The organism is Siculibacillus lacustris (assembly GCF_004328075.1).
Lineage (GTDB): Bacteria > Pseudomonadota > Alphaproteobacteria > Rhizobiales > Ancalomicrobiaceae > Siculibacillus > Siculibacillus lacustris.
Map to the genome: position 1 here is coordinate 1 of NZ_SJFN01000021.1, position 22912 is coordinate 22912.

Annotated in this window: 24 protein-coding genes and 1 tRNA gene; 16 read left to right on the plus strand and 9 right to left on the minus strand. The window is 68.8% G+C overall.

The genetic code is table 11. From position 1 onward, the window contains the following. From EYW49_RS14155 to EYW49_RS14175, 5 genes are all read left to right on the plus strand, one after another. On the plus strand, window positions 1-749 hold a 749-nt coding region (locus EYW49_RS14155; protein ID WP_165498259.1), incomplete at its 5' end, for a 2-oxo acid dehydrogenase subunit E2. Between the two features lie 26 nt (window positions 750-775). After that, the gene (lpdA, locus tag EYW49_RS14160) at window positions 776-2164 is read left to right on the plus strand and encodes a dihydrolipoyl dehydrogenase (RefSeq protein ID WP_131310242.1); all 1389 of its coding nucleotides are present in this window, start codon (window positions 776-778) and stop codon (window positions 2162-2164) included. 50 nt (window positions 2165-2214) lie between these two features. Beyond that, window positions 2215-2523, plus strand: a complete 309-nt coding sequence (locus EYW49_RS14165; RefSeq protein ID WP_131310243.1) for a DUF6506 family protein — start codon at window positions 2215-2217, stop codon at window positions 2521-2523. Window positions 2524-2826: 303 nt separating this feature from the next. Beyond that, complete coding sequence (locus EYW49_RS14170) at window positions 2827-3327, plus strand: rubrerythrin family protein (RefSeq protein ID WP_131310244.1); 501 nt, start codon at window positions 2827-2829, stop codon at window positions 3325-3327. A 134-nt stretch (window positions 3328-3461) separates the two neighbouring features. Then, window positions 3462-5135, plus strand: a complete 1674-nt coding sequence (locus tag EYW49_RS14175; protein WP_131310245.1) for an AMP-binding protein — start codon at window positions 3462-3464, stop codon at window positions 5133-5135. A gap of 29 nt (window positions 5136-5164) precedes the next feature. Here the strand turns inward: EYW49_RS14175 and EYW49_RS14180 are convergent, their stop codons facing one another. After that, window positions 5165-5593 (minus strand): L,D-transpeptidase, encoded by a 429-nt coding sequence (locus tag EYW49_RS14180; RefSeq protein ID WP_131310246.1) that lies wholly within the window; start codon window positions 5591-5593, stop codon window positions 5165-5167. A gap of 239 nt (window positions 5594-5832) precedes the next feature. Here EYW49_RS14180 and EYW49_RS14185 point away from each other — a divergent pair, with 239 nt between their 5' ends. Beyond that, window positions 5833-6222, plus strand: coding sequence for a hypothetical protein (locus EYW49_RS14185; RefSeq protein ID WP_131310247.1), 390 nt, complete (start codon window positions 5833-5835; stop codon window positions 6220-6222). Here the strand turns inward: EYW49_RS14185 and EYW49_RS14190 are convergent, their stop codons facing one another. Both EYW49_RS14190 and gluQRS read right to left on the minus strand, forming a co-directional pair. Beyond that, window positions 6223-6645 carry a response regulator gene (locus EYW49_RS14190; protein ID WP_131310248.1) on the minus strand — a complete coding sequence of 141 codons (423 nt, stop codon included), beginning with the start codon at window positions 6643-6645 and terminating at the stop codon, window positions 6223-6225. It lies immediately after the preceding gene. 31 nt (window positions 6646-6676) lie between these two features. Next, complete coding sequence (gene gluQRS / locus EYW49_RS14195; RefSeq protein WP_131310249.1) at window positions 6677-7582, minus strand: tRNA glutamyl-Q(34) synthetase GluQRS; 906 nt, start codon at window positions 7580-7582, stop codon at window positions 6677-6679. 151 nt (window positions 7583-7733) lie between these two features. Here gluQRS and EYW49_RS14200 point away from each other — a divergent pair, with 151 nt between their 5' ends. Then, the gene (locus EYW49_RS14200) at window positions 7734-8390 is read left to right on the plus strand and encodes a DNA-3-methyladenine glycosylase family protein (RefSeq protein WP_131310250.1); all 657 of its coding nucleotides are present in this window, start codon (window positions 7734-7736) and stop codon (window positions 8388-8390) included. A gap of 159 nt (window positions 8391-8549) precedes the next feature. Continuing rightward, window positions 8550-9113 (plus strand): HNH endonuclease, encoded by a 564-nt coding sequence (locus EYW49_RS14205; protein ID WP_131310251.1) that lies wholly within the window; start codon window positions 8550-8552, stop codon window positions 9111-9113. 64 nt (window positions 9114-9177) lie between these two features. On the opposite strand, the gene EYW49_RS14210 is transcribed toward EYW49_RS14205, so the two are convergent. The 3 genes from EYW49_RS14210 to EYW49_RS14220 form a co-directional block, all read right to left on the minus strand. Continuing rightward, a complete protein-coding gene (locus EYW49_RS14210) occupies window positions 9178-9933 on the minus strand; it encodes a hypothetical protein (RefSeq protein WP_131310252.1) in 756 nt (251 codons plus the stop codon). A gap of 95 nt (window positions 9934-10028) precedes the next feature. After that, on the minus strand, window positions 10029-10553 hold the full coding sequence (locus EYW49_RS14215; protein WP_131310253.1) for a disulfide bond formation protein B: 525 nt from the start codon (window positions 10551-10553) through the stop codon (window positions 10029-10031). A gap of 30 nt (window positions 10554-10583) precedes the next feature. Continuing rightward, a complete protein-coding gene (locus EYW49_RS14220) occupies window positions 10584-11168 on the minus strand; it encodes a YqaA family protein (protein ID WP_131310254.1) in 585 nt (194 codons plus the stop codon). Window positions 11169-11558: 390 nt separating this feature from the next. On the opposite strand from EYW49_RS14220, the gene EYW49_RS14225 reads away from it, so the two are divergent. From EYW49_RS14225 to EYW49_RS14255, 7 genes are all read left to right on the plus strand, one after another. Next, window positions 11559-11644 (plus strand) — tRNA-Leu (locus tag EYW49_RS14225). 1128 nt (window positions 11645-12772) lie between these two features. Next, on the plus strand, window positions 12773-13594 hold the full coding sequence (locus EYW49_RS14230; RefSeq protein WP_165498260.1) for an ABC transporter permease: 822 nt from the start codon (window positions 12773-12775) through the stop codon (window positions 13592-13594). A gap of 3 nt (window positions 13595-13597) precedes the next feature. Continuing rightward, a complete protein-coding gene (locus EYW49_RS14235; protein ID WP_131310256.1) occupies window positions 13598-14347 on the plus strand; it encodes an ABC transporter ATP-binding protein in 750 nt (249 codons plus the stop codon). A gap of 17 nt (window positions 14348-14364) precedes the next feature. After that, on the plus strand, window positions 14365-15330 hold the full coding sequence (locus EYW49_RS14240) for an aliphatic sulfonate ABC transporter substrate-binding protein (protein ID WP_131310257.1): 966 nt from the start codon (window positions 14365-14367) through the stop codon (window positions 15328-15330). Window positions 15331-15355: 25 nt separating this feature from the next. After that, entirely contained in the window at window positions 15356-16624 is a 1269-nt protein-coding gene (locus EYW49_RS14245) for a radical SAM protein (protein ID WP_131310258.1), read from the plus strand. Window positions 16625-16694: 70 nt separating this feature from the next. Next, entirely contained in the window at window positions 16695-17096 is a 402-nt protein-coding gene (locus EYW49_RS14250) for a hypothetical protein (protein ID WP_131310259.1), read from the plus strand. A gap of 111 nt (window positions 17097-17207) precedes the next feature. Further along, complete coding sequence (locus EYW49_RS14255; RefSeq protein WP_206365474.1) at window positions 17208-18047, plus strand: class I SAM-dependent methyltransferase; 840 nt, start codon at window positions 17208-17210, stop codon at window positions 18045-18047. Window positions 18048-18361: 314 nt separating this feature from the next. Here EYW49_RS14255 and EYW49_RS14260 read toward each other — a convergent pair whose 3' ends face one another. Next, the gene (locus tag EYW49_RS14260) at window positions 18362-19051 is read right to left on the minus strand and encodes a class II aldolase/adducin family protein (RefSeq protein WP_206365477.1); all 690 of its coding nucleotides are present in this window, start codon (window positions 19049-19051) and stop codon (window positions 18362-18364) included. A 160-nt stretch (window positions 19052-19211) separates the two neighbouring features. Here EYW49_RS14260 and EYW49_RS14265 point away from each other — a divergent pair, with 160 nt between their 5' ends. Next, complete coding sequence (locus EYW49_RS14265; RefSeq protein WP_165498261.1) at window positions 19212-20228, plus strand: sugar-binding transcriptional regulator; 1017 nt, start codon at window positions 19212-19214, stop codon at window positions 20226-20228. A 152-nt stretch (window positions 20229-20380) separates the two neighbouring features. On the opposite strand, the gene mtnA is transcribed toward EYW49_RS14265, so the two are convergent. Both mtnA and mtnK read right to left on the minus strand, forming a co-directional pair. Further along, window positions 20381-21478: an S-methyl-5-thioribose-1-phosphate isomerase gene (mtnA, locus tag EYW49_RS14270; RefSeq protein WP_131310262.1), complete on the minus strand. Its 1098-nt coding sequence runs from the start codon at window positions 21476-21478 to the stop codon at window positions 20381-20383. A gap of 4 nt (window positions 21479-21482) precedes the next feature. Continuing rightward, the gene (mtnK, locus tag EYW49_RS14275) at window positions 21483-22772 is read right to left on the minus strand and encodes an S-methyl-5-thioribose kinase (protein ID WP_131310263.1); all 1290 of its coding nucleotides are present in this window, start codon (window positions 22770-22772) and stop codon (window positions 21483-21485) included. Window positions 22773-22912: the final 140 nt, after the last annotated feature.

A 22912-nucleotide genomic window follows, 5' to 3' on the forward strand; every position in this document is an offset into this window, starting at 1 on the left:
CGGCGGCGGCGCCCGCGACGCCGGCCGAGCCGCCCGCTCCGGCGGCGCCCGGCGGCAACGCCGTGCTGCGCCGGGTGGCCTACGTCGGCATGCGCAAGGCGATCGGCACGGCGATGGCCGCGAGTTGGGCGGCGGTGCCGCTGGTCACCCAGCACGCGGCGATCGACGTGTCGGCGCTGCTCGACCTGCGCGCCCGGATCAATCGCGACCGCGACGCCGAGCGGCGCGTGTCCCTGACCGATCTCCTGATCCGGATCACCGCCCGGGCGTTGGTCCGGGTGCCCGAACTCAACGCCGTGTTCGACGGGCACGAGCTGCAGATCCTGCGCGACGTCGACATGGGGCTGGCGATCGCCGTCGACGACGGGCTGGTGGTGCCGGTGATCCGCGCCGCCGACCGCCGGTCGATCGACGAGATCGCCGCCGACACCAAGGCGCTGGCGGCCAAGGCGCGGACCCGCACTCTGGTCGAGGCGGACCTCGTCGGCGCCACCTTCACGATCAGCAACGAAGGGGTTTTCGGCTCGGTCGACCACTTCACGCCGATCGTCCCCCTGCCGCAGGTGGCGATCCTCGGCGTCGGCCGTACCGTCGACACGCCGGTCGCCGTCGACGGCCGGGTGGAGATCCGGCCGCTGACCGGGTTCTCGCTGTCCCACGACCATCGCGTGGTCGACGGCGCGCCGGCGGCGAAGTTCCTCGCCGCCTTCGAGGCCCTCCTCGCCAATCCGATCGCGGCGGTGGTCTGATTCGTCCGCCAGAAGAGAGAACCGGCATGAGCAAGAAGCGGGTGGCGGTGATCGGGGGCGGCCCCGGCGGCTATGTGGCGGCGATCCGGCTCGCCCAACTGGGCGCCGCGGTGACCCTGATCGAAAAGGACATGCTCGGCGGGACCTGCCTCAATCGCGGCTGCATTCCGACCAAGGTGCTCCTGCACGCCGCCGAACTGTGGGCCGAGATCGGCGAGGCGGCGACCTTCGGCATCGCCGTCGACGGCCGCCGGCTCGACTGGGCGGCGTTGATGCGGCGCAAGGACGCCACCGTCGCGCGGCTGACCGGCGGCGTCGGTTTTCTGATGAAGAAACACGGGGTCGAGGTGATCGCCGGCCGGGCCGCCTTCACCGGCCCGACGACGCTGGAGATCACCGCGCCCGACGGGACCACCTCGGCGCTCACCGCCGAGGCCTTCGTCGTCGCCACCGGCTCGGAACCGGCGCTGCCGCCGGTGCCCGGCTTCGATCTGCCGGGCATTGCCACCTCGACCGAGGCGCTGGCCTTCGATCGGCTGCCGCGCTCGCTGGTGGTGGTCGGCGGCGGGGTGATCGGGGTCGAATTGGCCTTCGTCCACGCCGCATTCGGCACCCAGGTGACGATCGTCGAGGCCCTGCCGGGGATCCTGGCCAACGTCGACGACGATCTGGTCGCCGTGGTGCGGGCGCGGCTGAAGGCGCTCGGCGTCGCCGTCCACACCGGGGTCGCGGTCGCCGGCGTGACGGCGCAGGCCGACGGCTACGCGGTGGCGATCGCCGGACCGAAACCCTTCACCGTGGTCGCCGAGAAGGTCCTGGTCGCCACCGGCCGGCGCCCGGCCACCGACGGCCTCGGGCTGGAGCGCGCCGGCGTCGGCCTCGACCGTCGGCGGATCGTCACCGGGCGCGATCTGCGGACCAGCCTGCCCCACGTCTGGGCGATCGGCGACTGCACCGCGCCGATCATGCTCGCCCACCTCGCCTCGCATCAGGGGCTGGAAGCGGCGGAGTCGATCATGGGGGTCGCCGGTGCGCATGCCGTCGCCGCCGTGCCCGGGGCGATCTACACGCGGCCGGAGATCGCCTGGGTCGGGATGAGCGAAAAGGAGGCGCGCGCCAAAGGGCTCGACGTGGTGGTCGGCCGGTTCCCGCTCGCCGCCAACGGCAAGAGCCTGATCATGAACGCCGGCGACGGTCTGGTGAAGGTGATCGCCGAGCGGAAGTACCGGCAGATCCTCGGCGTCCACGTGATCGGGCCGCGCGCCACCGATCTGATCGGCGAAGCCGGGCTCGGCCTCACCCTGGACGCGACGCTCGACGACGTCGCCGCGACCATTCATGCCCATCCGACGATCGCCGAGGCCATCGCCGAAGCCGCCCTGGTCGCGGCCGGTCGTCCGATCCACGCGCCCTGAGCGGCCGGGCGGCGGTTCGCCGCCATCGGCCCGATCCCGGAGAACCCGCCATGTCGATCCAAGCCGCCTTCATCTTCCTCGCCCCCGAGGCCGATGCCCGGACGCACGCCGCCCTGATCGAGACGCCGATCGTGCATCTCCACGTCGTCGGCGTCGCGAATTACGCCGCCGCCGTCGCCGCCGTGACCGATCTGGTGGCCAAGGGCGTGGTGGCGATCGAACTCTGCGCCGGTTTTGGCAACCAGGGCGTCGCCGAGATCTGCCGGGCCGCCGGAGACGGGATTCCGGTCGGCGTGGTCCGGTTCGATCCCCACCCGGCGCTCGGCTTCAAGAGCGGCGACGCGATCTTCGCGGCGTAGATCGCCGGCCGCAGCAGGACCCGAGCCCACCGCCCCGGACGTTCCGATTGCGAAAAGCGGCAATTTCCAGGGGGTTCGGATGTCGCCGTCCGTCGTCGAACGGTCCGGCGGTGCCCCCGGCTGCCGATCCGTCATTGACCGAACCGGACCGGGGGGCCCGGAGCGGTTCGAGCCCGATCGCCCCGGCGTCTAGGGGGAAACTCGGATGAAGCGGCCCCGCTCCAGCGGATAAGGTGCGGCGCGGTGGCGTCGCCGGGAGGTCCACGCCGGACGACGGCCACCGAGCGATCAGAAGGACTCGAAATGAGCACCACCGACGACCTGAAGGAAGCCTTCGCCGGCGAATCCCAAGCCAACCGCAAGTATCTCGCCTATGGCGAGCAGGCGGTCACCGACGGCTTTCCCGGCGTGGCCAAGCTGTTCCGGGCGGTGGCCGCCGCCGAGACGATCCATGCTCTGGCGCATCTCCGGGCGATGGGCGGGGTCAAGAGCACGCTCGACAACCTGACCGAAGCCCAGGGCGGCGAGCAGCACGAATTCACCGAGATGTATCCGCCGATGCTGGAGCGGGCCACCGCGGCCGGTGACAAGCGGGCAATGCGCTCGATGCGCTATGCGCTGGAGGTCGAGAAGGTCCATTTCGATCTGTTCGCGCAGGCCCTGGCGGCGCTGAAGACCGGCACCGATCTCGGCGCCGAGACCGCGCGGGTGTGCCCGCACTGCGGCCACACGGTGATCGGCGACGCCCCCGATTCCTGCCCGGTGTGCGGCTGCAAGGGCGAAAACTACCTCGACGTGGCCTGATCGCGCCGGTCGGGCGACGCCTCTCGCCAGACGTCGCCCATCCGCCGCCGCGACCCGCGGATCGCCGCCGTTGGTCGGATTGTGCAGTGCGGTGTGATCGCCGATAGTTCCGGGACGGATCTCGGGAGGATCGGATGCTGCCGCGGGCGAAGAGTTGGGACGAGATCGCCGCGGAGTTCCGCTGGCCGCGCCCGACCACTTACAACATCGCCGTGGAAGTCTGCGAACGTCGCGCGGCGGCGAGCCCCGACGCGCCGGCGATCGTCGACGCGCGCGACGAGGGGCGGATCGAGGTGTGGTCCTACCGGCGCCTGTCGCTCGCCGTCCATCGTCTTTCCAACGTTCTGGCGGCGACCGGGATCGGCCGCGGCGACCGGGTGGCGATCCTCCTGCCGCAGTCGCCCGACACGGTGATCGCCCATCTCGCGGTCTATGCGCTGGCCGCGGTGGCGCTGCCGCTCGCCGAAGTGTTCGGGGTCGAGGCGCTCGACCATCGGCTCGGCGACGCCGGAGTGCGGGCGGTCATCACCCATCATGCCGGCGCGGCCAAGATCGCGGCGCTCGCCGATCGTCTGCCGAGCCTCGAGACGATCTGGTGCGTCGACGGGCCCGGCGCTCACGGCGAGGATCTGGCGGCGGCGACGGCGCGGGCCTCCGATGCCTTCACGCCCGTGACGACCGGGCCGGACGACCCGGCGCTGATGATCTACACCTCCGGCACTACCGGCCTGCCCAAGGGCGCGCTGCACGGCCACCGGGTGTTGCTCGGCCATCTGCCGGGGGTGCAGCTCGCCCACGAGTTCCTGCCCGCCCCCGGCGATCTGATGTGGACCCCGGCCGACTGGGCCTGGGCTGGCGGCCTGCTCAACGCGCTCTTGCCGGCGCTGGCCTTCGGCGTGCCGGTGGTGGCCGGACGCGGGGGTCGCTTCGATCCCGACCGGGCGGTGCGGTCGATTATCGATCTCGGGGTGCGCAACGTGTTCCTGCCGCCGACCGCGCTGAAGATGATGCGCAGCGGCACGCCGGCTGCGCGGAAGGGCCTGAGCCTGCGCAGCGTCGCCTCGGCCGGCGAGGCGCTGGGGCGGGAGACCTGGGAGTGGGGCCGTTCGGCGCTCGGCGTGGCGATCAACGAGTGGTACGGCCAGACCGAATGCAATCTGGTGCTCGGCTCGGCGGCCGGGCTCGGGGTGTCGCGGGCCGGGGCGATCGGGCGTCCGGTGCCCGGCCACCGGGTGGCTCTGCTCGGGCCGGATGGGGCGCCGGTGCGTCCGGGCGAGGTCGGGCAGATCGCCGTGGCGCGGCCCGATCCGGTGATGTTCCTCGGCTATTGGAACCAGCCGGCGGCGACCGCGGCGAAGTTCCGCGGCGACTGGCTGATGACCGGCGACCAGGGCATCGCCGACGACGACGGCTACGTCACCTTCGTCGGGCGCGACGACGACCTGATCACCTCGTCGGGCTATCGCATCGGCCCGGCGGAGATCGAGGACTGCCTGATCGGCCATCCGGCGGTGGGTTTTGCGGCGGTGGTCGGCAAGCCCGACCGGCTGCGCACCGAGATCGTCAAGGCCTATGTCAAACTCCGCGACGGCGTCGAAGCGTCGCCGGCGCTGGCCGAAGCGATCCGCGCCCATGTCCGCGAACGGCTGTCGGCGCACGAATATCCGCGCGAGATCGCCTTCGTCGACGAGATCCCGATGACCACCACCGGCAAGGTGATCCGCCGCTTCTTCCGCGAGGACGCACGCGCCGAGGCGGGGAGCGACGGGCCGCTCGGAGCACGTTCCGATCGGGTCGAACCGACCTGATCGACGAGAACTTGCTCCCGAGCGCTGCTCTAGTCGGTTACGACGATGCGGGTGGTCTTCATGCCGTGGCTCTTCACCAGATCGAACAATCCGGCGGCGACCTGCGGGTGGAGGCGGACGCAGCCGTGCGAGGCGGGGCGGCCGAGATGGCGCAGGTCGTCGGTACCGTGCAGCGCGACGCCACCGACGAAGAAGATCGAATTGGGCATGCGGGCGTTGTGATAGGTGTGCGAGCGGTACTTCTCGTGCATCCGCTGCGGCGTGAACACGCCCATCGGGGTGCGATGGCCGCGTTTGCCGGTCGACACGGCGTAGACGCCGGTGGTGGCGCCGTCGACGATCACTTCCATGCGCTGGGTGGCGATGTGGATGCGCGCTTCGACGGCGGCGGAGGCCGGAGCGACGAGGCCGAACAGGCCGGCGAGGACGACGACGGCGAGAGCGAGAGTACGGAGCATGACGGGCTCACCTCGGCGATAGTCGACGGCCGCGGAAATCGAGAGGATGGGGCGGCGTCGAGAAGGACGGAATTCGAAAAGCATACACAAGTCTTCGCCGCTGACGCGTTTCTCAGGTCGATCGCGTCGGGAAACCTGATGTTAAGATTAAATTGACGATGTCGGCGCGAAGATCCGCGCGCAGGCCCCTCCCCGGGGCGCTCCGTCGCGGCTGCGCGGCCTCTCGAAAGGGTGTTCCCATGGTCCGGCAGGCTATGATCCTCACGGCGATGCTGATCGCGTCGATCGCGACCGCCGCGGCGGAAGATCTGCCCAAGGCGCTGGCCGGCGAGATCGTCGCCACCGAGCACGCCTATTGCGAGACCTCGACCGGCTACGACGTCGGCTTCGTCCTGCGCCGCGACGTCGACGGCGACGGGCGGCCGGACGTGGTGCTCGACTATTCCCGCGCGTTGTGCGGCGGCGCGCACGAACCCTATTGCGAGGGCGAGCGCTGCCTGTTGCAGGTGTGGCAGGCGGCGGGGAGCGGCTGGCGCAAGCTGTTCGACGGCAAGGTCGCGAATTGGCGATTCGACGGCAACGGCGGGCGGTCGGTGCTGATCGTCGACGGGCGACCGCTGTCGCGCTGATCAGGCCCGGCGGACGGCGTGGACCGGCGCGGCGGCGGTGAGATGGTCGTGCAACTCGCGCCCCGAGAAGGGTTTCTGCAGCCAGGAGCGGAACACGTCGGGCAGTTGGGTCGGACGTTCGCGCCCGGTGACGGCGATGATCGCCGCGTCGCGACAACCGGGGCTCTGGGCGAGCTCGACGGCGAGCCGGTCGCCGGGGATGTCGGGCAGGCCGAGGTCGATCAACACCACGTCGAACACGCCGACTGCGGCGGTCCGGCGGGCCTCCTCGCCGGTGCCGACCAGCGTGGCGACGACGCCGAAGCCGCCGAGCATCGCCTCGAGCAGCATCCGGCCGATGGCATGATCCTCGACCGCCAGGACTCGCAGGCCGGCGAGCGGCAGGGGCGGCAGCGGCGCGAGGGGTGGATCGAAGGCGGACATGGTCGCGCTCCGGTGGGAACCGGAACCGACCTTAGCGGGCGTCCCTTAAGACTCGGCTAAGCCGCGGAATGTCGGCTTCGCGGGCCGGCCAGTCGATCAGGGCGCGAACGTCGTCGGGGGTGGCACCGTCGGCGCGCAGCGCGGCGAGTGCGGTGTCGGACGCCGACTTCGACAGTTTGCGGCCCTGTCCGTCGCGGATCAGTTCGTGGTGGTGATAGATCGGCGCCGGCAGCCCGAGGCGGTCCTGGAGCAGGCGGTGGACGTCGGTGGCGCGATAGAGATCGGCGCCGCGCACCACATGGGTCACTCCTTGGGCGGCATCGTCGACCACCACCGCGAGATGATAGCTCGACGGCATTTCCTTGCGCGCCAGGATCGGATCGCCCCAGGCGGCGGGATCGGCGGTGACCCGGCGTGCCACCCCCGGCGTCTCGCCGCCGGTCTCGATCCAGTCGAGCGGGCCACTGCGGGCCAGCGCCGCCGCGGTGTCGAGGCGCAGGGCCGGCGGCTCGCCGTCGACGGTGGCGAACGGGGCGCCGCGCGGCGGTGGCCAGGGGGCGCCGTCGGGATCGTGCGGCCAGGGCGTGCCGGCGGCCTCGGCGGCGGCGACCAGGGCCTTGAGCGCTCCGCGGGTGACCCGGCTCGGATAGACCAGCCCCTCGGCCTCCAGCCGGGCGAGGGCGGCGCGGTGTTCGGCGAGATGCTCGGACTGGCGGCGGACCTCGCCGTCCCAGTCGAGGCCGAGCCAGGCGAGATCGTCGAGAATGGCGCGTTCGAACTCGGGACGGCAGCGGGTCGGGTCGACGTCCTCGAGGCGCAGCAGGAAGCGGCCGCCGCAAGCGCGCGCCAGGGCATGGTCGAGCAGCGCCGACAGGGCGTGGCCGAGGTGGAGGGCGCCGTTGGGGCTCGGCGCGAAGCGGAAGACCGGCTGCGGCATGGGCGGTTCGGGCTCGGGTGGGCATTCCTTTTAGACCGGCCCGGACCTCGGCGGCAACGCGGGCGGCGGCCGGACCGCGCGGCAGCCCTTTGCGCGGGCGCAAATCCGCCTATGCTGCGGGTGAGGCGCCGGCGGCGCCGCGGGAGGCATGATGCGGCCGATCGAAACCGACGAACACGTGGCCCTCGGGCTCGCCGAACTGCGGCGGATCGATTCGCGACTCGGGCCGGTGATCGACCTCGCCGGCAGCGTGCCGCTGCGCCGCCGGCCCCCGGGATTCGAGGGTCTGGCGCGAATCGTCGTCGCCCAGCAGGTCTCGGCGGCGGCGGCGACGTCGATCTGGGCCAAGCTCGAGGCGACGCTCGGCGCGGGGATCGACCGCCCGGTGACGGCGGCGACGATCGCGTCCCACGATGACGCGACGCTGCGCGGCGCCGGCCTGTCGGCGGGCAAGGTGCGGACGCTGCGGGCGATCGCCGCGGCCTGCGAGGAAGGGCTCGACCTCGCCGCGGTGGCCGATCACGACGCCGCAGAGGCCATCGAAAAGCTGGTCCTGATCAAGGGGATCGGGCCGTGGACGGCCGAGGTCTTCCTGCTCTTCTGCGCCGGTCATCCCGACGTCTGGCCGGCCGGCGATCTGGCGCTGCGGCAAGCGGTCGGCGAGGCGCTGGGCGCCGAGCTGCGTCCGTCGGAGGCCGAATGCCGAGCGATCGCCCTGGCCTGGCAGCCCTGGCGGAGCGTCGCGGCGCGTCTGTTCTGGGCCTATTACGCCGCCCGCCGGGCCGGCCGCGAGGGGGTCGCGACGTGATCGGCGCCGGGCTCACGGCGAGCTTCACAAGTTCGACACGAGGCCTGTAGAATATCCGCGACGTTCGTTGGCGCTCGCGGTCCCGCCGCCGCCTCGAACCGGGAAAGGGACCGCACGCGTCAGCGTCTCCGTCGTCGGAGCCGATACGAGGAGCGCGTCTTGACGATCCACGTCCCCGTCCAGCCCAGGTCGCACCCGGCCCTCGTCCTCAACGCCGATTTCCGCCCGCTCAGCTACTATCCGCTGTCCCTGTGGTCCTGGCAGGACGCCATCAAGGCGGTGTTCATGGACCGGGTCAACATCGTCCAGAACTACGACATCGAGGTCCGCTCGCCGCGATTCGCGATGCGGCTGCCGTCGGTGGTGTCGCTGAAGACCTATGTGAAGCCGTCGCGCAATCCCGCCTTCACCCGGTTCAACGTGTTCCTGCGCGATCGCTTCCAGTGCCAGTACTGCGGGTCGCGCGAGGATCTGACCTTCGATCACCTGATCCCGCGCTCGCGCGGCGGCCAGACCACCTGGGAGAACGTGCTGACCGCCTGTTCCCCGTGCAACCTGCGCAAGGCCGACAAGGGCTGGCGCGAGGTCGGGATGCACCCCCATCATCTGCCGTGGCGCCCGACGGTCCACGACCTGCACGACGCCGGGCGCCATTTCCCGCCCAACTTCCTGCACGACAGCTGGCTCGACTACCTCTACTGGGACACCGAACTGGAGCCGTGAGCGGCCGGGACGACGTCGGGTCTCGCGGCAGGGGGCAGGGGCGCGGCGCGTCCGCCGCCCCGGCTCACTCCGGCGCTGCGCCGCGCCAGCGAAAGGTCAGGCCGGTGACGACGACCGCGCCGCGCGTTTCGGCGAGCCGGAACGCCACGTCGTAGATCCGATCCGGGCCGCCGGTGACGCGGGCCCAGAAGTGGACCTCGGCGGTGACCCGGCCGTCGTCGTCGATCCGCAGCGACTCCGGCAAGGTCGGGCCGAAGTCGCCGACGATGCCGCGCGTCGCGAAATCCCGCTCGATCGGGCCGATCACCGCGTCGCGCAGCCGGCCGACCGCGACCCGGTCGCCGTCGGGCGAGAAATGCACGACGTCGATCGAATCGGCGAAATAGCGCTCCGATCCGCCGACCCACAGCCACCGCCGATGCTTCGACCACACCGGTTCGAAGAAGGCGTGGTTGGCGTGCATCGTCGCGGTGCGCCAGGCATGGGCGCCGAACACTGCGACGGTGGCGCCGTCGGCGCGGCGCACCAGCACGGTCTCGGGGGCTTCGGGGATCGCTTCGTCGTCGTCGAAGGCCGGCAATCCCTCGGCATCGCGCCAGCCGAAGGCGAAGCGCGGATCCTGCGAGGCCTCCCTGCCGCCGTCGAACAGCCACACTGCGGCAGCGCCGGTGCCGCAGACGGTGCGGCGCAGGGGGCCGTCGGCGGCGGCACGGGTGGCGGTGACGCAAGGGTGGCGGGTCGGCCGTTCGGCGCGGGCGGCGGCCGGCCACAGGGCGGCGGACAGGGCGAGGATCAGCGGGACCGTTTTCGCGAAGGTCATCGCGGCAGCCTCCGGGACGGGGCGAGGTCCGAGAATAGGCCGTCGCGGCGGCTGCGTCGCCCCGTCGCGCGCCGGCCGATCGTCGCGGGTCGACCTCAGGCGGCGGTGCGGCGCGGCAGCGCGAAGCCGATCAGCGACACGGCGATCAGGCCGAGCGAGGTCGGGACGTTCCAGCCGGCGAAGGACAGGCCGAGGATGCGGATCTGCGCCTTGGTGCAGTCGACGATGTGGGTCTTCTCCAGGCTGCCGAGCAGGTCGGAAGCGTTCATCGGCACGCTGACGCCGCGCACCGCGCCGCAGTCGGTCGGCCCCGGCCAGAAGGCCCATTCGGCGCCGGCCTGATAGATCGCCACCGACAGGCCCCAGGCGAACAGGCCGGCGAGGACCAGAAAGGCGAGGCGGGCGACGAGCGCCGGGCCGCCGAAGCGCTCCGAGGCAAAGGCGACGGCGGCGACGACGGCGCCGAGATAATAGGGCTCGCGCTGTTCGAGGCAGAGCTTGCAGGGGATGAAGCCGCCGATCAGTTCGAAGCCCCAGGCGGTGGCGACGATCGCGACGGCGGCCAGCGCGAGGAGCCCGGCGACGGTGGCGCGCGGGCGTTCCAGTCCGAAGGTGGGCATCGAAGCCATTCTCCCGTTCGCGCCGTCGCCTCAGGCGAAGGCGCGCACCGCGACATAGAGGACGATGATCGCGGCGGCGGCGAGGCCGGCGATCTGACCGAGGCGATTTTCGATGAAGTGGCGAATCGGCTCGCCCCAGCGCTTCAGCGCCCAGGCGAGGGCGAAGAAGCGGGCGCCGCGGGCGGCGATCGCCGAGATGACGAACAGCCACAGGTCGACCTTCACCGCGCCCGACAGGATGGTCACCACCTTGATCGGCGGCAGGTGGGCGAGACCGGAGGTGATCAGGAGCAGCAGCACCGAATCGCCCCAGGCGACGCGCAGCCGCTCGAAGGCCTCGAGCTTGCCGTAGAACTGCAGGATCGGCACCGCCAGGGCGTCGAAGGCGTAGTAACCGAGCATCCAGCCGGCGATGCCGCCGGCGACCGAGGCGACGGTGGCGATCAGCGCATAGCGATAGGCGCGCTCCGGCCGGGCCAGCGCCATCGGCAGGAACAGCACGTCGGCCGGCACCAGGAACACCGAGCTCTCGATGAAGGCGATCACCGCCAGCCATACTTCGGCACCCTTGCGGGCGGCGAGCGACAGGGTCCAGTCGTAGAGGCGTCTCAGCATGGATCCTCGGGGGGCGGGGTCGCACGATCGGGGCGCGGAGCCGGGCGGTGGGACGCGGCGGCCGAAAGCTCCGCGGCGCGGGAACCGGGCGGGGCGCGGGCGTCGGTTCACGCTCCGGGATGTAGCCGAGCCACCGGTCGCCGTCCACCCTGCGCGCCTGCGATCTCGCGGCGAAGTGAACGGGCGCGCGCCTCGGACGGGTGGTGGGGCGCGGCCGGGGGAAGGAGGACGGCACTGGCGGGACCGGGCGGCCGGGGAAGGGGGGCGATACCGTCGGGTTCGGAGCGACCGGGCATGGGGCGGTCCCGGGTGGTTCCCCGGGCGGTCGGCGACGATCGTCGGCGCGGCCGTTGACGCGCGGGCGCTCCCGGCTAATATGCGCGCCGCGCTGCCCCAGTGGCGAAATGGTAGACGCGGCAGACTCAAAATCTGTTGCTCGAGAGAGCGTGCTGGTTCGAGTCCGGCCTGGGGCACCATTCAACTATTTGATTTTGTTTTTATTTGGCCGGCTCGACCAGCTTCCGATCGGCGCTTCGCCAAGGAAGCGCTCGGTGAGCACGGGAACGGACCTCGTGGGGGCCGGCACGAGGCGTGTTCCGAAACCGAGAGTTCCGGCGCCCCGTTTTGGGCACCCGGAGACGGCCCGGAAATGCCCTCCAGCCCCTGAAATTCTAAACCTCTGTTCGAATATTCGGAGACCTTCGGCGTCGACTCGGAACCCGACCCCTGTTCGGCATTTTCGCCGCCCCTGCAGAGGGGTGTAGCGCGCTGATTTTCCTGCACTTTCGATTTCTCCTTTCAATGCGCTCTCCAAGATGCGCCGCCACCCTGTCGACGCCGTTCAAACCTCATGAATTCAACGGCTTACGCCGCCGCGCCGTCCGAGCGCTGTCCGACGCCGTCCAAATCTCTGCCGAGAAAGGGTGATTTCCCCGCACGACGCCGCCGGCACACCCCAACGCCGGCGCCGGTCGCGCAAATTTTTGAAAATTCCGTTTCACGAGGGCGCGGCGCGGGCTCGCGTCGGGGCGGCGCCGAACGATGCGGCAGCAGGGGCAAGTCCGCCGCCGCGGTGCGTAGGCGAGCCAACCCGAATTGATGCAATCAGTAGGTGCGTAATGCATGTCCCGCGCTTACTCGGGATGCCAAGCGTGCATGGGTTTCGCCGGAGCGACACTGGAGACCCCTCGATCCGCCGTGAACACCAGATGGGCGGCATCGCCAGAGCGAAGGCCGCAGGCGTCGACGAGGGCCGCCGGCCGTCGATCGACGTGGAACAGGTCCGCCATCTCGCGGCGCACCGGTCCTTTCAACGGGCCGGAATCCTGCGTCCGATGGACCGAAATGCGGGGGGTACGGCAGGGTTCATGAGGGCGAGGGCCGTCGCGCGAAATTCCTTGATCCAAATATGCCGGTGAATCTGGAGATCTGTTCTCGGGACCGCGCATTTACGATGTTCGCATGCCCGGGAAAGCCGGGACTGCGGGAACGGTGTGAGGAGACGCAGCATTTTCTACGCGGATCTACCGACCCGCAGGGTTTGACAGCGCTCGCCGATGATAATTATCATAATCGATCGGAAAAATAGAGTAATTGGTCATCTCATGAGTCAAGCGATCGTAGAGGCGCTCCCCACCCCACGTACCGGGCCTCGATCGCGCGTTTCCGTGATGTCGTATGCGGCACGGTTGGCGCTTCCGGTCGCGTTGTTGGCCATCTGGCAAATCGTGACCTCGATCGGGTGGGTCGAGCCGTTCCTCATGCCTTCGCCTCTCCGGGTGGCCGAGACGCTCTATCAGTTGATCGCCTCGGGTCAGCTTCTCCGCCATGTGGGTGCCAGCTTTCTGAGGGTCTCGCAGGGTTTCTCGATCGCCGCGACGACCGCCTTTGCGATCGGCTTGGCGATGGCCGTCTTTCCGCCGGTCACCCGCTTGGCGGACCTGCTGATCCAGGTCTTGAAGCCGATCCCGCCGATCGCCTGGATTCCGCTGGCCATCCTGTGGTTCGGCATCGGCGAACAGGCGAAGGTCTTCATCATCGTCCTGGGTGCCTTCTTCCCGATCCTCGTCAGCACCGTCGAAGCCTTGCGGCAAGTCGATCGCCGCTTCGTCGAATTGGCCCGTGTCCTGGAGGTCGGTCGTGGCGATTTCGTCCGTAAAATTCTGATCCCGAGTGCCCTGCCGCAGATCATGACCGGCCTCCGTCTGGGCTTCGCCTATTCCTGGATGTGCGTCGTCGCTGCGGAGTTGATCGCCGCTTCGAAAGGCCTCGGCTACCTGATCATGGACGGGCGCGAACTCTCTCAGGTCGACCTGGTTCTCGCCGGAATGCTCACGCTCGGCGTCGTCGGCAAACTGAGCGACGACGGGCTTCGCGTCGTCGAGCGACGGCTGATCCGTTGGCGCACCACCTTCGCAGGGTACTGAGCCATGAGCGCCCCGGTGGACCTGCGTCACGTCTCCAAGTCCTTCCTCGGACCCGGAGGGATCGACACGACGGTGCTCACGGATGTCAGCCTCGCCGTTCCGAGCGGCGGCGTCACCTGCATCATCGGAGCCAGCGGCTGCGGCAAGAGTACGCTCCTGCGCATCATCGGCGGACTCGAGCGTGACTACTCCGGCGAAGCCTCGGTCGGGGGGCGTCCGATCGTCGGTGCCGGACTGGATCGCGGTCTGGTCTTCCAGGATCATCGCCTGGTTCCCTGGATGACGGTCGCCGACAACGTGGCGTTCGCGCTCCATCGCCTCTCTCCGACCGAACGGCGGGCGCGGGTCGAGGCGCAGTTGGATCTGGTCGGCCTCACCACCTCTGCCGATGCCTATCCCGACCAACTCTCCGGCGGAATGGCGCAGCGCGTCGCCCTCGCGCGTGCCCTGTCGCACGACCCCCAGGTCCTCCTCCTCGACGAACCCTTCGGGGCTCTCGACGCTCTCACCCGGCTGCGCATGCAGGACGAGGTGCTGCGGCTCAGGGCGGCGCGGAACGTGACGATGATCGTCGTCACGCACGACATCGAGGAGGCGATCTATTTGGGCGACCAAGTGGTCGTTCTGTCCGACCGTCCCGGGCGCGTCGTCGCCCGCATGGAGGTCGAACTCCCGCGCCCCAGAGATCGCGCCGATCCCGTCTTCGTCGCGCTGCGTCGCGAAATCCATCACCGATTCTTCACTCATCACTGACCCATCGAGGTTCCCCCATGCGTTTCCTCACCTCCCTGGTGCTGGCCTGCACCGCACTGTTGTCTCTGGCGGCAGCCGCGACGGCGGAATCGATCCGGATCGGCACCACGCCGACGACCTTCGACGCTCCGTTGTTGCTGGCCAAGCAGAAGGGCTTCGTCGAGGAGGAACTGCGCAAGGCCGGCCGCGCGTCGACGACCATCGAGTGGGTCTCCTTCCAGGCGGGGCCGCCGATGAACGAGGCGCTCGCCGCCGGCCAGATCGACATCGTCGCCTACGGCGACACGCCGGCCTTGATCGGCAGGTCGGCAGGGCTCCAGACCCGTGCCGTCGGTATCGCATCCTCGGGGTGGAACTCCGTCTCCCTCTTGGTCCGGTCCGATTCTCCGATCCACTCGGTCGCCGAACTGAAGGGAAAGAAGGTCGCCACCCAGAAAGGGACGACCATTCACCAGTTTCTCATCACCGCTCTGGCCGAGGCGGGGATCGGTGCCCAGGACTTCGACTTCGTCAACCTGCCGATGGGAGACCTCGGCAACGTCCTGGTCAAAGGCGACGTCGATGCCTCGGCGGTCGGGGAACCGATTCTCACGGCGCTCGAGCAGCGCGGCGGCGTGCGCCTCCTGAGGGACGGCAAGGGAGCCAAGAACTCGATCGTCCCCTTCGTCGTCCGGGAGGCTTATGCCTCCGGCCATCGTGCCGAGATCGGTGCCGTGCTGCGGGCAGATCGGCGCGCCGCCGCCTTCCTCGCCGAGAACCGCGATCAGGCGATCGGAATCCTCAAGGCCGAGATCAACCAGCCGGTAGCGGTGATCGCCGGTTCGGTCGCCAAGTTCGACTACGATCCGGCGCTCCGCCCGGAGTATCTGCCGGAGTTGAAGAAGACCGAAGCCTTCCTGCGTTCACAGGGGCTGACCCGCGCGGCGGTCGATGTCGAGGCCTTTCTCGACGACGGTTTCGCCTCCGAACTGACGACCCGATGACCCTGCACCGAGCGGAGATTGCCGAATGAATTACGTCCTGACGAGAACGCATTTCGACGACACGGCGACGCTGCGCGAGGCCTGGGCGAAGTACCCGGACTTTCCTCGCCTCATCGCCCTGAAGATCGACGTCCAACGCCGCGGTGTCCATTACACCGATGGCGCCCTCACACTGGTCGATCCGGCCCTGCACCAACTGCGCAGTGCCAACATCTTCGGAACCCGCGACGAGAAGGTGCGTTATCTTCTGCCGGATTCGTTGTTGCTGCGCGACGGCACGTCGATCGTCGTCGATCCGGCGCCCCTCGAATGGGGCCCCTATGTCGTCGATCGCGTCGACGATCGTCTCTTCCTGTTCGATCAGGGCGAACGGCTCGAAGAGGTCGAGCTCTGGCACAAGCCGGCCTTCTACGACCGCTCCACCAGTTCCGGCGTGCCGATGAACCTGATCGCTCAGGCGCGGCCGCAGCGGATCAACATCTTCCAATCGAGCTTCTGCTACTTCTGGGCCAAGGACGACGGCGGTTGCCAATTCTGCGACATCGTCAACTTCACCAAGCAACAACGGGAAGTCCTCTCCGACCGGCCGGAGCGGCCGCGGGCGCGCGACATCGCCGAGACGGTGAAGGAAGCTCTGAAGGAAAAGGGCCGATTCACCACCTTCTGCCTGACGGGCGGTTCGGTGCTGAAGGGCGAGGAACTCTTCGATCTGGAGGTCTCCCACTACATCGAGACCCTCCAGGCGATCGGTGAGAACTTCACGACGAAGAAGTTCCCGAGCCAACTCGTCGCCTCGGCCTTCAACGAGAAGCAACTGCGGCGACTGTGGGAAGAGACCGGCCTGACCAGCTACACCAGCGACCTCGAAGTCCTGAACGAACGCCTCTTCGAGTGGATCTGCCCCGGCAAGGCGAAGCACGTCGGCTACCGCGAATGGCGCGATCGACTGATCCGAGCGGTCGACATCTTCGGTCGGGGCAACGTCAACACCGGCATCGTCGGCGGCGTCGAGTTGGCGCGGCCTCTCGGCTTCCAAGGCGAGGGCGAAGCGCTCGAAGCGACGCTGTCGGAAGCCGAATATCTCGCCGAACGCGGCGTCACGACGATCCACACCGTGTGGGTCCCGCGCCCCGGCTCGCAGTTCCGCGACCAGGTCGCCCCCTCGCTCGACTACTACATTCGCCTGGCGAGTGGATTGCACCGGCTGCGGGTCAAATACGGTCTGTCGATCGATTTCGACGACTATCGCCGCTGCGGCAATCACCCCGACACCGACCTCGCCCGTCTGCTCTGAGGAAACCCATCGCATGTCGTTGGCCGAATTCCACGCCCTGATCGCCGCCCCGGCGACACTGAAGATCCTGGTGACGACCGACGAGGACGGAACCCCTCGTCCGGCCGTGTCCGACTTCATCGCCCCCGGTGACGGGGGCACGCTGCTCTACTTCGAACCGCTGGAGTCGTCCAAGACGCAGCGTAATCTCACTCGTGCCATCTGGTTCGACCGGCCGGTGTCGGTCGTCGTCGTGGCCGCCGATGGACGACGTTTCACCGCCCGCGGCCGACCGCAGCGTGCCGTGATCGCCGGCCCTCGCTTTCAGGCGCATTACGCCGCCTTCCGAGCGGATCGTGGCGACGTCGATCTCGCGGCGGTCTGGGTGATCGACGTGACCGGCGTCGAAGGGCTCGACCTCGGTGCCGACATCGCGACCGAGGAACGCGAGCGCCCGTTCTTCCGACACCTCGACCGCATCGCCCGCGCGTGAGGCCGGCCGAGGATCGGACGGCGGTCGTGAGAAATCGTCGTTCATGCATTGCGGGGATCGATCGCAGCGCCCAATCTGCTCGTTTCCGCTCACCGTCAGAGGTCCATCCCGATGTTCGACGCCTCACGGCTGGTTCGCGCCGCCGGAATTGCCTCCGTCGTCGCCCTTCTCGTCGCCGGCACGCATGCGCGCGCCGACGATGTCCCCGACGCGAAGCTGAAGCAGTCGGTGGAGGGACCGCAGCGCACACCGGCCGCCGCCGCGCGGGACAACTTCCGACACCCCTACGAGGTTCTGCATTTCTTCGGCCTGAGGGACGATCAGACGGTCGTGGAAATCTGGCCGGGCGGCAGCGGCTACTGGACCGAGATCCTCGCGCCCTACCTGCGCGACAAGGGGCACTACTATGCGGCGGTCGGCGAAACGGTCGGGGCTTCGGAGGAGACGCTCAAGTCCAATGCCGCATTCGCCGCGAAACTCGCCGCGACGCCCGGTCTCTATGATCGCGTGACGACGACGGAGTTCGGCGCCGACCGGCATGAGATCGCTCCGGCCGCGACCGCGGATCTGGTCGTCACCTTCCGCAATGTCCACAATTGGATGGCACAACATGAAGACGAGGCGGCGTTTCGGACGTTCTTCAGGGCATTGAAGCCCGGCGGCACGCTCGGCGTCGAGGAACACCGCGGCCGCACGGATCAACCACAGGATCCCGAAGCCAAGAGCGGCTACGTCCGCCAAGACTGGACCATCGCTCTGGCCGAACGGGTCGGCTTCGAATTCGCCGGCAGCTCGGAGGTCAACGCCAACCCCAAGGACACCAAGGACTATTCCGCCGGCGTCTGGACGCTGCCGCCGGTGTTCCGCCTGGGCGCCGTCGACCGAGCCAAATACGAGGCGATCGGCGAAAGCGATCGCTTCGTGCTCAAGTTCCGCAAACCGGTGCAGTAGCGTTGCCCATCCGTCGAAATTGAGGCCGAACGGGCTCCGGTGACCGGGATAGGCCGCCCCTCCGTCGCCGGGCCGAGTTTCGGATCCGTCGGGATGTCCGAGGCGCGCGGAGGAGAGGGCTCTCGGACGACGCCCGCTCGCTCGTCGAAACCGCGGGTCGACGCCCCATCGACGCCTCCCGCCACACCCTCGGGCGCGGCCGCAGTCCGGTGCGATCCCGATCGTCGGGCCCGGGCGATCGCGCGACATCGACAGGCTCTCGGCACGCGGATGCGCCGAGATCCCGGGCTTTCGCCATCGCGTCGGAAGCTGCGTCAGGCGACCGCGGGCGCCGACAGGCCGCCGTGACGCAGGCCGGCGTCGGCGGCATCCTGGCGGCCGTAGGTCTTGAACAGGTCGATCACCCGCCGCATCTCCTCGGAATCGAGGATCACCGGCTCGCCGACCTGCAGCGCACGCCAATATTGTGCGGCGATGGTCTCGACCTCGACCAACAGCGCCATCGCCTTCTTCAGATCGGCGCCCAACACGATCATCCCATGATTGGCGAGCAGGCAGGCGTATCGGCCCTCCAGCGCGGTCAGCGCATGGTCGGAGAGCGCCTGCGACCCGAAGGTCGCATAGTCGGCGCAGCGGATCGAATCGCCGCCCGCCGCGGCGATCATGTAGTGCACCGCCGGAATGTCGCGCCTCAGACACGACAGGGTCGTGGAGAACATCGAATGGGTATGGATGATCGTGTCGATGTCGGGACGCCGCGCCAGGATGTCGCGGTGGAATCGCCATTCGCTGGTCGGCCGACAGGGCCCGTAGTAGGTTCCGTCGAAGGTCATTTCGACGATCTGCTCGTCGCGCATGTCGCCATAGGGAATGCCGCTCGGCGTCAGCAGGATGCGATCACCGACGCGGACGGAAACGTTGCCCGACGTCCCCTGGTTGATTCCGATGTCGTTCATGTGTCGGCAGGTCGCGATGATCTCGGCGCGCAGGGGGCGATGCGACAGAAGCGGGAGAGAGGCGGACATCGGCGTTTCCAACTCGTCGGTTCGGGCGAGGATCGGTCGAAAGACGCGTCTCCCCACATCTGGACAACAGGGCCAATCTATACTTATGTTATGTAGCACTGTCAATTGTAAGGTCGACGGTGAGGGAGGCGGGCCGATCATGGCGACGAGGACGAAGAGCAGCGGACTGAGCGCGCGGATCGATCGCGGCGCCAAACCGAGCGTGACGCCGCGGCCGGGCGAATATCAATGCGATCCGCTGCTGTGGGCCTCTTGGCTCTATCACCACGACGAGATGACCCAGAGCCAGATCGCCGACCTGATGGGCGTGTCGCGGGCGACCGTGGTCAACTACCTGCAACAGGCTCGCGAACAGCACTACGTCAAGGTCGTGGTCCGCCCCGAACTGCTCAACACCATCGATCTGGCGCAACGGCTGAAGTCCGCCTTCGGCCTCGGCGAGTGCATGGTGATCCCGTCGGACGGCGGCCTGCGCCCCCCGTCCGAACGGATCGGCCGCGCCGGTGCCCAGTATCTCGACCAGGAACTGTCGAACGGCGACGTCCTCGGCGTCGCCTGGGGCCACACCGTGCTGGCGCTGGCCGAAAACCTGCCCGAGAAGATCATGCCGGAGTCGTCCGTCGTGCAGGTGATCGGCAGCCAACGCGGCGCCTACGACGGCTTCACCGCCGAAGAATGCGTCGCCTTCATCGCCCGGCGGCTGCATGCCCGCTCGATCAACCTGCACGCCCCGGCGTCGCTTTCGAGCGCTGCGCTGCGCGACGCGCTGCTGCTCGAACCGACCATCCAGGAACAGTTCACCCGCATCCGCTCCTGCAACAAGTTGCTGTTCGGCATCTGCACGGTGAAGACCAACAGCCTGGTCTTCGCCAGCGGCCTGATCAGCGTCGAGGAGAGCAAATACTTCATCGCCAAGGGGGCGGTGGGGGTGATCGCCGGGCGGTTCTACGACGCTCAGGGCAAGTGGATCCGCGGCACCATGGACGACCGGATGATCGGCATCACCCTCGACGACGTCCTCAAGGTCCCGACCCGTATCGCCGTCGCCGGTGGCCCCGACAAGACCGATGCGATCCTCGGCGCGCTGCGCGGCGGCCTGCCGACGGCGCTGATCACCGACGAACCGACCGCGCGCAACATCCTCAATCGTCTGTGATCTTCGCGCAGGCGGGGACGCCGGTCGGGTGACGCGGGGCGCCGGCTCGAGATCTCGCCGCCGCGACCTTCCCTTCTCCCGCGAGGGGGAAGGGAGTCGCGGCGAGGCCGCGGCCGGCGGTAGGGGCCGAGCGGCAGTCGGTCGGCGGCCTCTCAGCCGGCGACCTCCGGATAGAGCCCGCGCAGGCCCTCCCGCGATGCGGCGCAGACGCCGCGTTCGGTGATCAGGCCGGTGACCAACCGCGCCGGCGTCACGTCGAAGCCGAAATTCGCCACCCGACTGCCGCGAGGCAGAATGTCGACGGTGGCGAGCGAACCGTCCTCGGTGCGGCCGGTGATGTGCGACAATTCGCGCCCGTCGCGTTCCTCGATCGGGATCTCCTCGACCCCGTCCGACAGCGACCAGTCGATCGTCGTGTAGGGCAGCGCGGCATAGAACGGCACGCCGTTGTCGTGCGCCGCCAAGGCCTTGAGATAAGTGCCGATCTTGTTGCAGACGTCGCCTGCGGCGGTGGTCCGGTCGGAGCCGACGATCGCCATGTCGACCTGCCCGTGCTGCATCAGATGACCGCCGAGGTTGTCGGCGATCACCGTGTGGTCGACCCCGTGTTGGCCGAGCTCGAAGGCCGTGAGGCTGGCGCCCTGGTTGCGCGGCCGGGTCTCGTCGACCCAGACATGGACCGGAATCCCGGCCTCATAGGCCATGTAGATCGGCGCCAGCGCGGTGCCCCAGTCGATGGTGGCGAGCCAGCCGGCGTTGCAGTGGGTGAGCACGTCGAAACGATCCGGCTTGCCCTTCTTCTCCCACAGCCCGCGAATGATCTCGAGCCCGTGGCGGCCGATCGACCGGCAGCTCTCGACGTCCTCGTCGCAGATTTCCGCAGCCCGGCGGTAGGCCGCGCTCATCCGCTCCGACGGCGCCATCGGCGCGAGGCGGCCGGCGACGTCGTCGAGTGCCCAGCGCAGATTGACCGCGGTCGGACGGGTCGCCAGCAGCGTCGCATGGGCCTCGGCGAGGTTGGCGTCGGACGGGTCCTCGCGCATCGCCAGTGCCAGGCCATAGGCACCGGTGGCGCCGATCAGCGGCGCTCCGCGCACCACCATGGTGCGGATCGCCTCGGCCGCCGCCGCCATGCTGCGCAGCACCTTGGTCTCGACCTCGAACGGCAGCCGGGTCTGGTCGATCACCTCGACCCCCCAGGAGTCGGCGGCGATCCAGATCGTCCTGCGGGATTCTCCATAGATCTTCATGGGTTCACACCTGTTTGGCGGCTTCGACGACGGCGGCGCACAGAGCATCGACGTCGGCGAAGCGGGTACGGTCGACGACCAGCCGGCGACCGAGGCGCAGCGCCTTGCGCTCGCCACGGGCCCGGACGTCCGGATCGGCGATGGTCTCGAAGTCGGCGACATGGGCGAGGCCGAGAATCCTGCGGATCATCTTGCAGCCGGCAAAGCCCAGGGTGTCTTCGAACAGCCGCCGCATATAGGCCTTCTGCTCGACGGCGAGCGCGGCCCGGCCGGCGTCATCGGCGAACAATTCGGCGACGAAGGCGTCGCCCTTGCCTTCGGTGTTCCAGAGCTCGATGAAGCGCGCCTCGAACAGCGTCCAGACTTCGGCGATCTGTCGCAGGATCCAGGCGCGATAGGCGATCCGCGGGTCTTGCGCCGTGGCGTGACCGTCCTGCGACAGATAGGCGAGGATCAGATTGCCGATCAGCGCGCCCACGTCGAAGCCCATCGGCCCGAAGAAGGCGAATTCCGGATCGATGACGCGGACGTCGTCGGCGGTCGCCATGATCGAGCCGGAATGCAGATCGCCGTGCACCAGGGCTTCGGTCTGCGACAGGAACTTGAGCTTCATCGCCTGCGCGGCCGCCTTGAGCGGCCCGTCGACCCGGAACTCCGCGGCGATGTCGTCGAGTTGCGGCGTCGTCCAATGGTTGAGCTTGGCGATCCGGTAGGGGTCGGTGAACACCAGATCCTCGGTGATCCGGCAGAGCTCGGTATTGGCGCAGAATACCGCGACCTGGGCCTTCTTCTCGGCCGCCGGCAGGTAGAGATCGGAGGTCTTGAACAGCGTCTGGGCCATGAATTCGGCGAGCGTCGCGGCGAAGCGGGGATATTCGACCCCGCCGATCAACCCCTTGCGCATGATCACATGGGGGGTGAGGAACTCCATGATCACCAGTGCCATGGTCGCATCGAAATGGTGGACGACCGGCACCAGACCGGGGGCATGGCGGCCCTGGGTCAACAGCGCCTGGGTCTCGTAGTAGGAGCGATCGAGCGGCAGCGGCCAGGAATCGCCGACCAGTCGAACATAGGGCAGCGCCTGCTTGACGATCAGCACGCCCGTCGGGCCACGGACGATGAACACCAGATTGAGATTGCCGTCGCCGACCTCGGCGACCGTCCAATCGACACTGGTTCCGCCGAGCCGGTCGGCGACTTCCGGAATGCCGGCGAGATAGGCGGGCAGACTGGCCTCGTTCATCGGACGATAGTCGGCGCCACCGGTACGGGCGCTCTCGTTGCGGACCATGGGACATCCTCCATCGCGGGACAGCCGCGTCGTGCGGCATTCGGTCCGCCGACGCGACCGGCCCGCTCGGGCATGGTGCGACGGACGCCGACAATCTCCACGTCGACCCGACTCTCGATCCGCTCTCGTCATTTGTCAAG

What these genes read in the sequence shown, in the direction of transcription:
- lpdA (WP_131310242.1), top strand. Translation starts at nt 776, where the DNA reads ATGAGCAAGAAGCGGGTGGCGGTGATCGGGGGCGGCCCCGGCGGCTAT.
- EYW49_RS14165 (WP_131310243.1), top strand. Translation starts at nt 2,215, where the DNA reads ATGTCGATCCAAGCCGCCTTCATCTTCCTCGCCCCCGAGGCCGATGCC.
- EYW49_RS14170 (WP_131310244.1), top strand. Translation starts at nt 2,827, where the DNA reads ATGAGCACCACCGACGACCTGAAGGAAGCCTTCGCCGGCGAATCCCAA.
- EYW49_RS14175 (WP_131310245.1), top strand. Translation starts at nt 3,462, where the DNA reads ATGCTGCCGCGGGCGAAGAGTTGGGACGAGATCGCCGCGGAGTTCCGC.
- EYW49_RS14180 (WP_131310246.1), bottom strand. Translation starts at nt 5,593, where the DNA reads ATGCTCCGTACTCTCGCTCTCGCCGTCGTCGTCCTCGCCGGCCTGTTC.
- EYW49_RS14185 (WP_131310247.1), top strand. Translation starts at nt 5,833, where the DNA reads ATGGTCCGGCAGGCTATGATCCTCACGGCGATGCTGATCGCGTCGATC.
- EYW49_RS14190 (WP_131310248.1), bottom strand. Translation starts at nt 6,645, where the DNA reads ATGTCCGCCTTCGATCCACCCCTCGCGCCGCTGCCGCCCCTGCCGCTC.
- gluQRS (WP_131310249.1), bottom strand. Translation starts at nt 7,582, where the DNA reads ATGCCGCAGCCGGTCTTCCGCTTCGCGCCGAGCCCCAACGGCGCCCTC.
- EYW49_RS14200 (WP_131310250.1), top strand. Translation starts at nt 7,734, where the DNA reads ATGCGGCCGATCGAAACCGACGAACACGTGGCCCTCGGGCTCGCCGAA.
- EYW49_RS14210 (WP_131310252.1), bottom strand. Translation starts at nt 9,933, where the DNA reads ATGACCTTCGCGAAAACGGTCCCGCTGATCCTCGCCCTGTCCGCCGCC.
- EYW49_RS14215 (WP_131310253.1), bottom strand. Translation starts at nt 10,553, where the DNA reads ATGCCCACCTTCGGACTGGAACGCCCGCGCGCCACCGTCGCCGGGCTC.
- EYW49_RS14220 (WP_131310254.1), bottom strand. Translation starts at nt 11,168, where the DNA reads ATGCTGAGACGCCTCTACGACTGGACCCTGTCGCTCGCCGCCCGCAAG.
- EYW49_RS14230 (WP_165498260.1), top strand. Translation starts at nt 12,773, where the DNA reads ATGAGTCAAGCGATCGTAGAGGCGCTCCCCACCCCACGTACCGGGCCT.
- EYW49_RS14235 (WP_131310256.1), top strand. Translation starts at nt 13,598, where the DNA reads ATGAGCGCCCCGGTGGACCTGCGTCACGTCTCCAAGTCCTTCCTCGGA.
- EYW49_RS14240 (WP_131310257.1), top strand. Translation starts at nt 14,365, where the DNA reads ATGCGTTTCCTCACCTCCCTGGTGCTGGCCTGCACCGCACTGTTGTCT.
- EYW49_RS14245 (WP_131310258.1), top strand. Translation starts at nt 15,356, where the DNA reads ATGAATTACGTCCTGACGAGAACGCATTTCGACGACACGGCGACGCTG.
- EYW49_RS14255 (WP_206365474.1), top strand. Translation starts at nt 17,208, where the DNA reads ATGTTCGACGCCTCACGGCTGGTTCGCGCCGCCGGAATTGCCTCCGTC.
- EYW49_RS14265 (WP_165498261.1), top strand. Translation starts at nt 19,212, where the DNA reads ATGGCGACGAGGACGAAGAGCAGCGGACTGAGCGCGCGGATCGATCGC.
- mtnA (WP_131310262.1), bottom strand. Translation starts at nt 21,478, where the DNA reads ATGAAGATCTATGGAGAATCCCGCAGGACGATCTGGATCGCCGCCGAC.
- mtnK (WP_131310263.1), bottom strand. Translation starts at nt 22,772, where the DNA reads ATGGTCCGCAACGAGAGCGCCCGTACCGGTGGCGCCGACTATCGTCCG.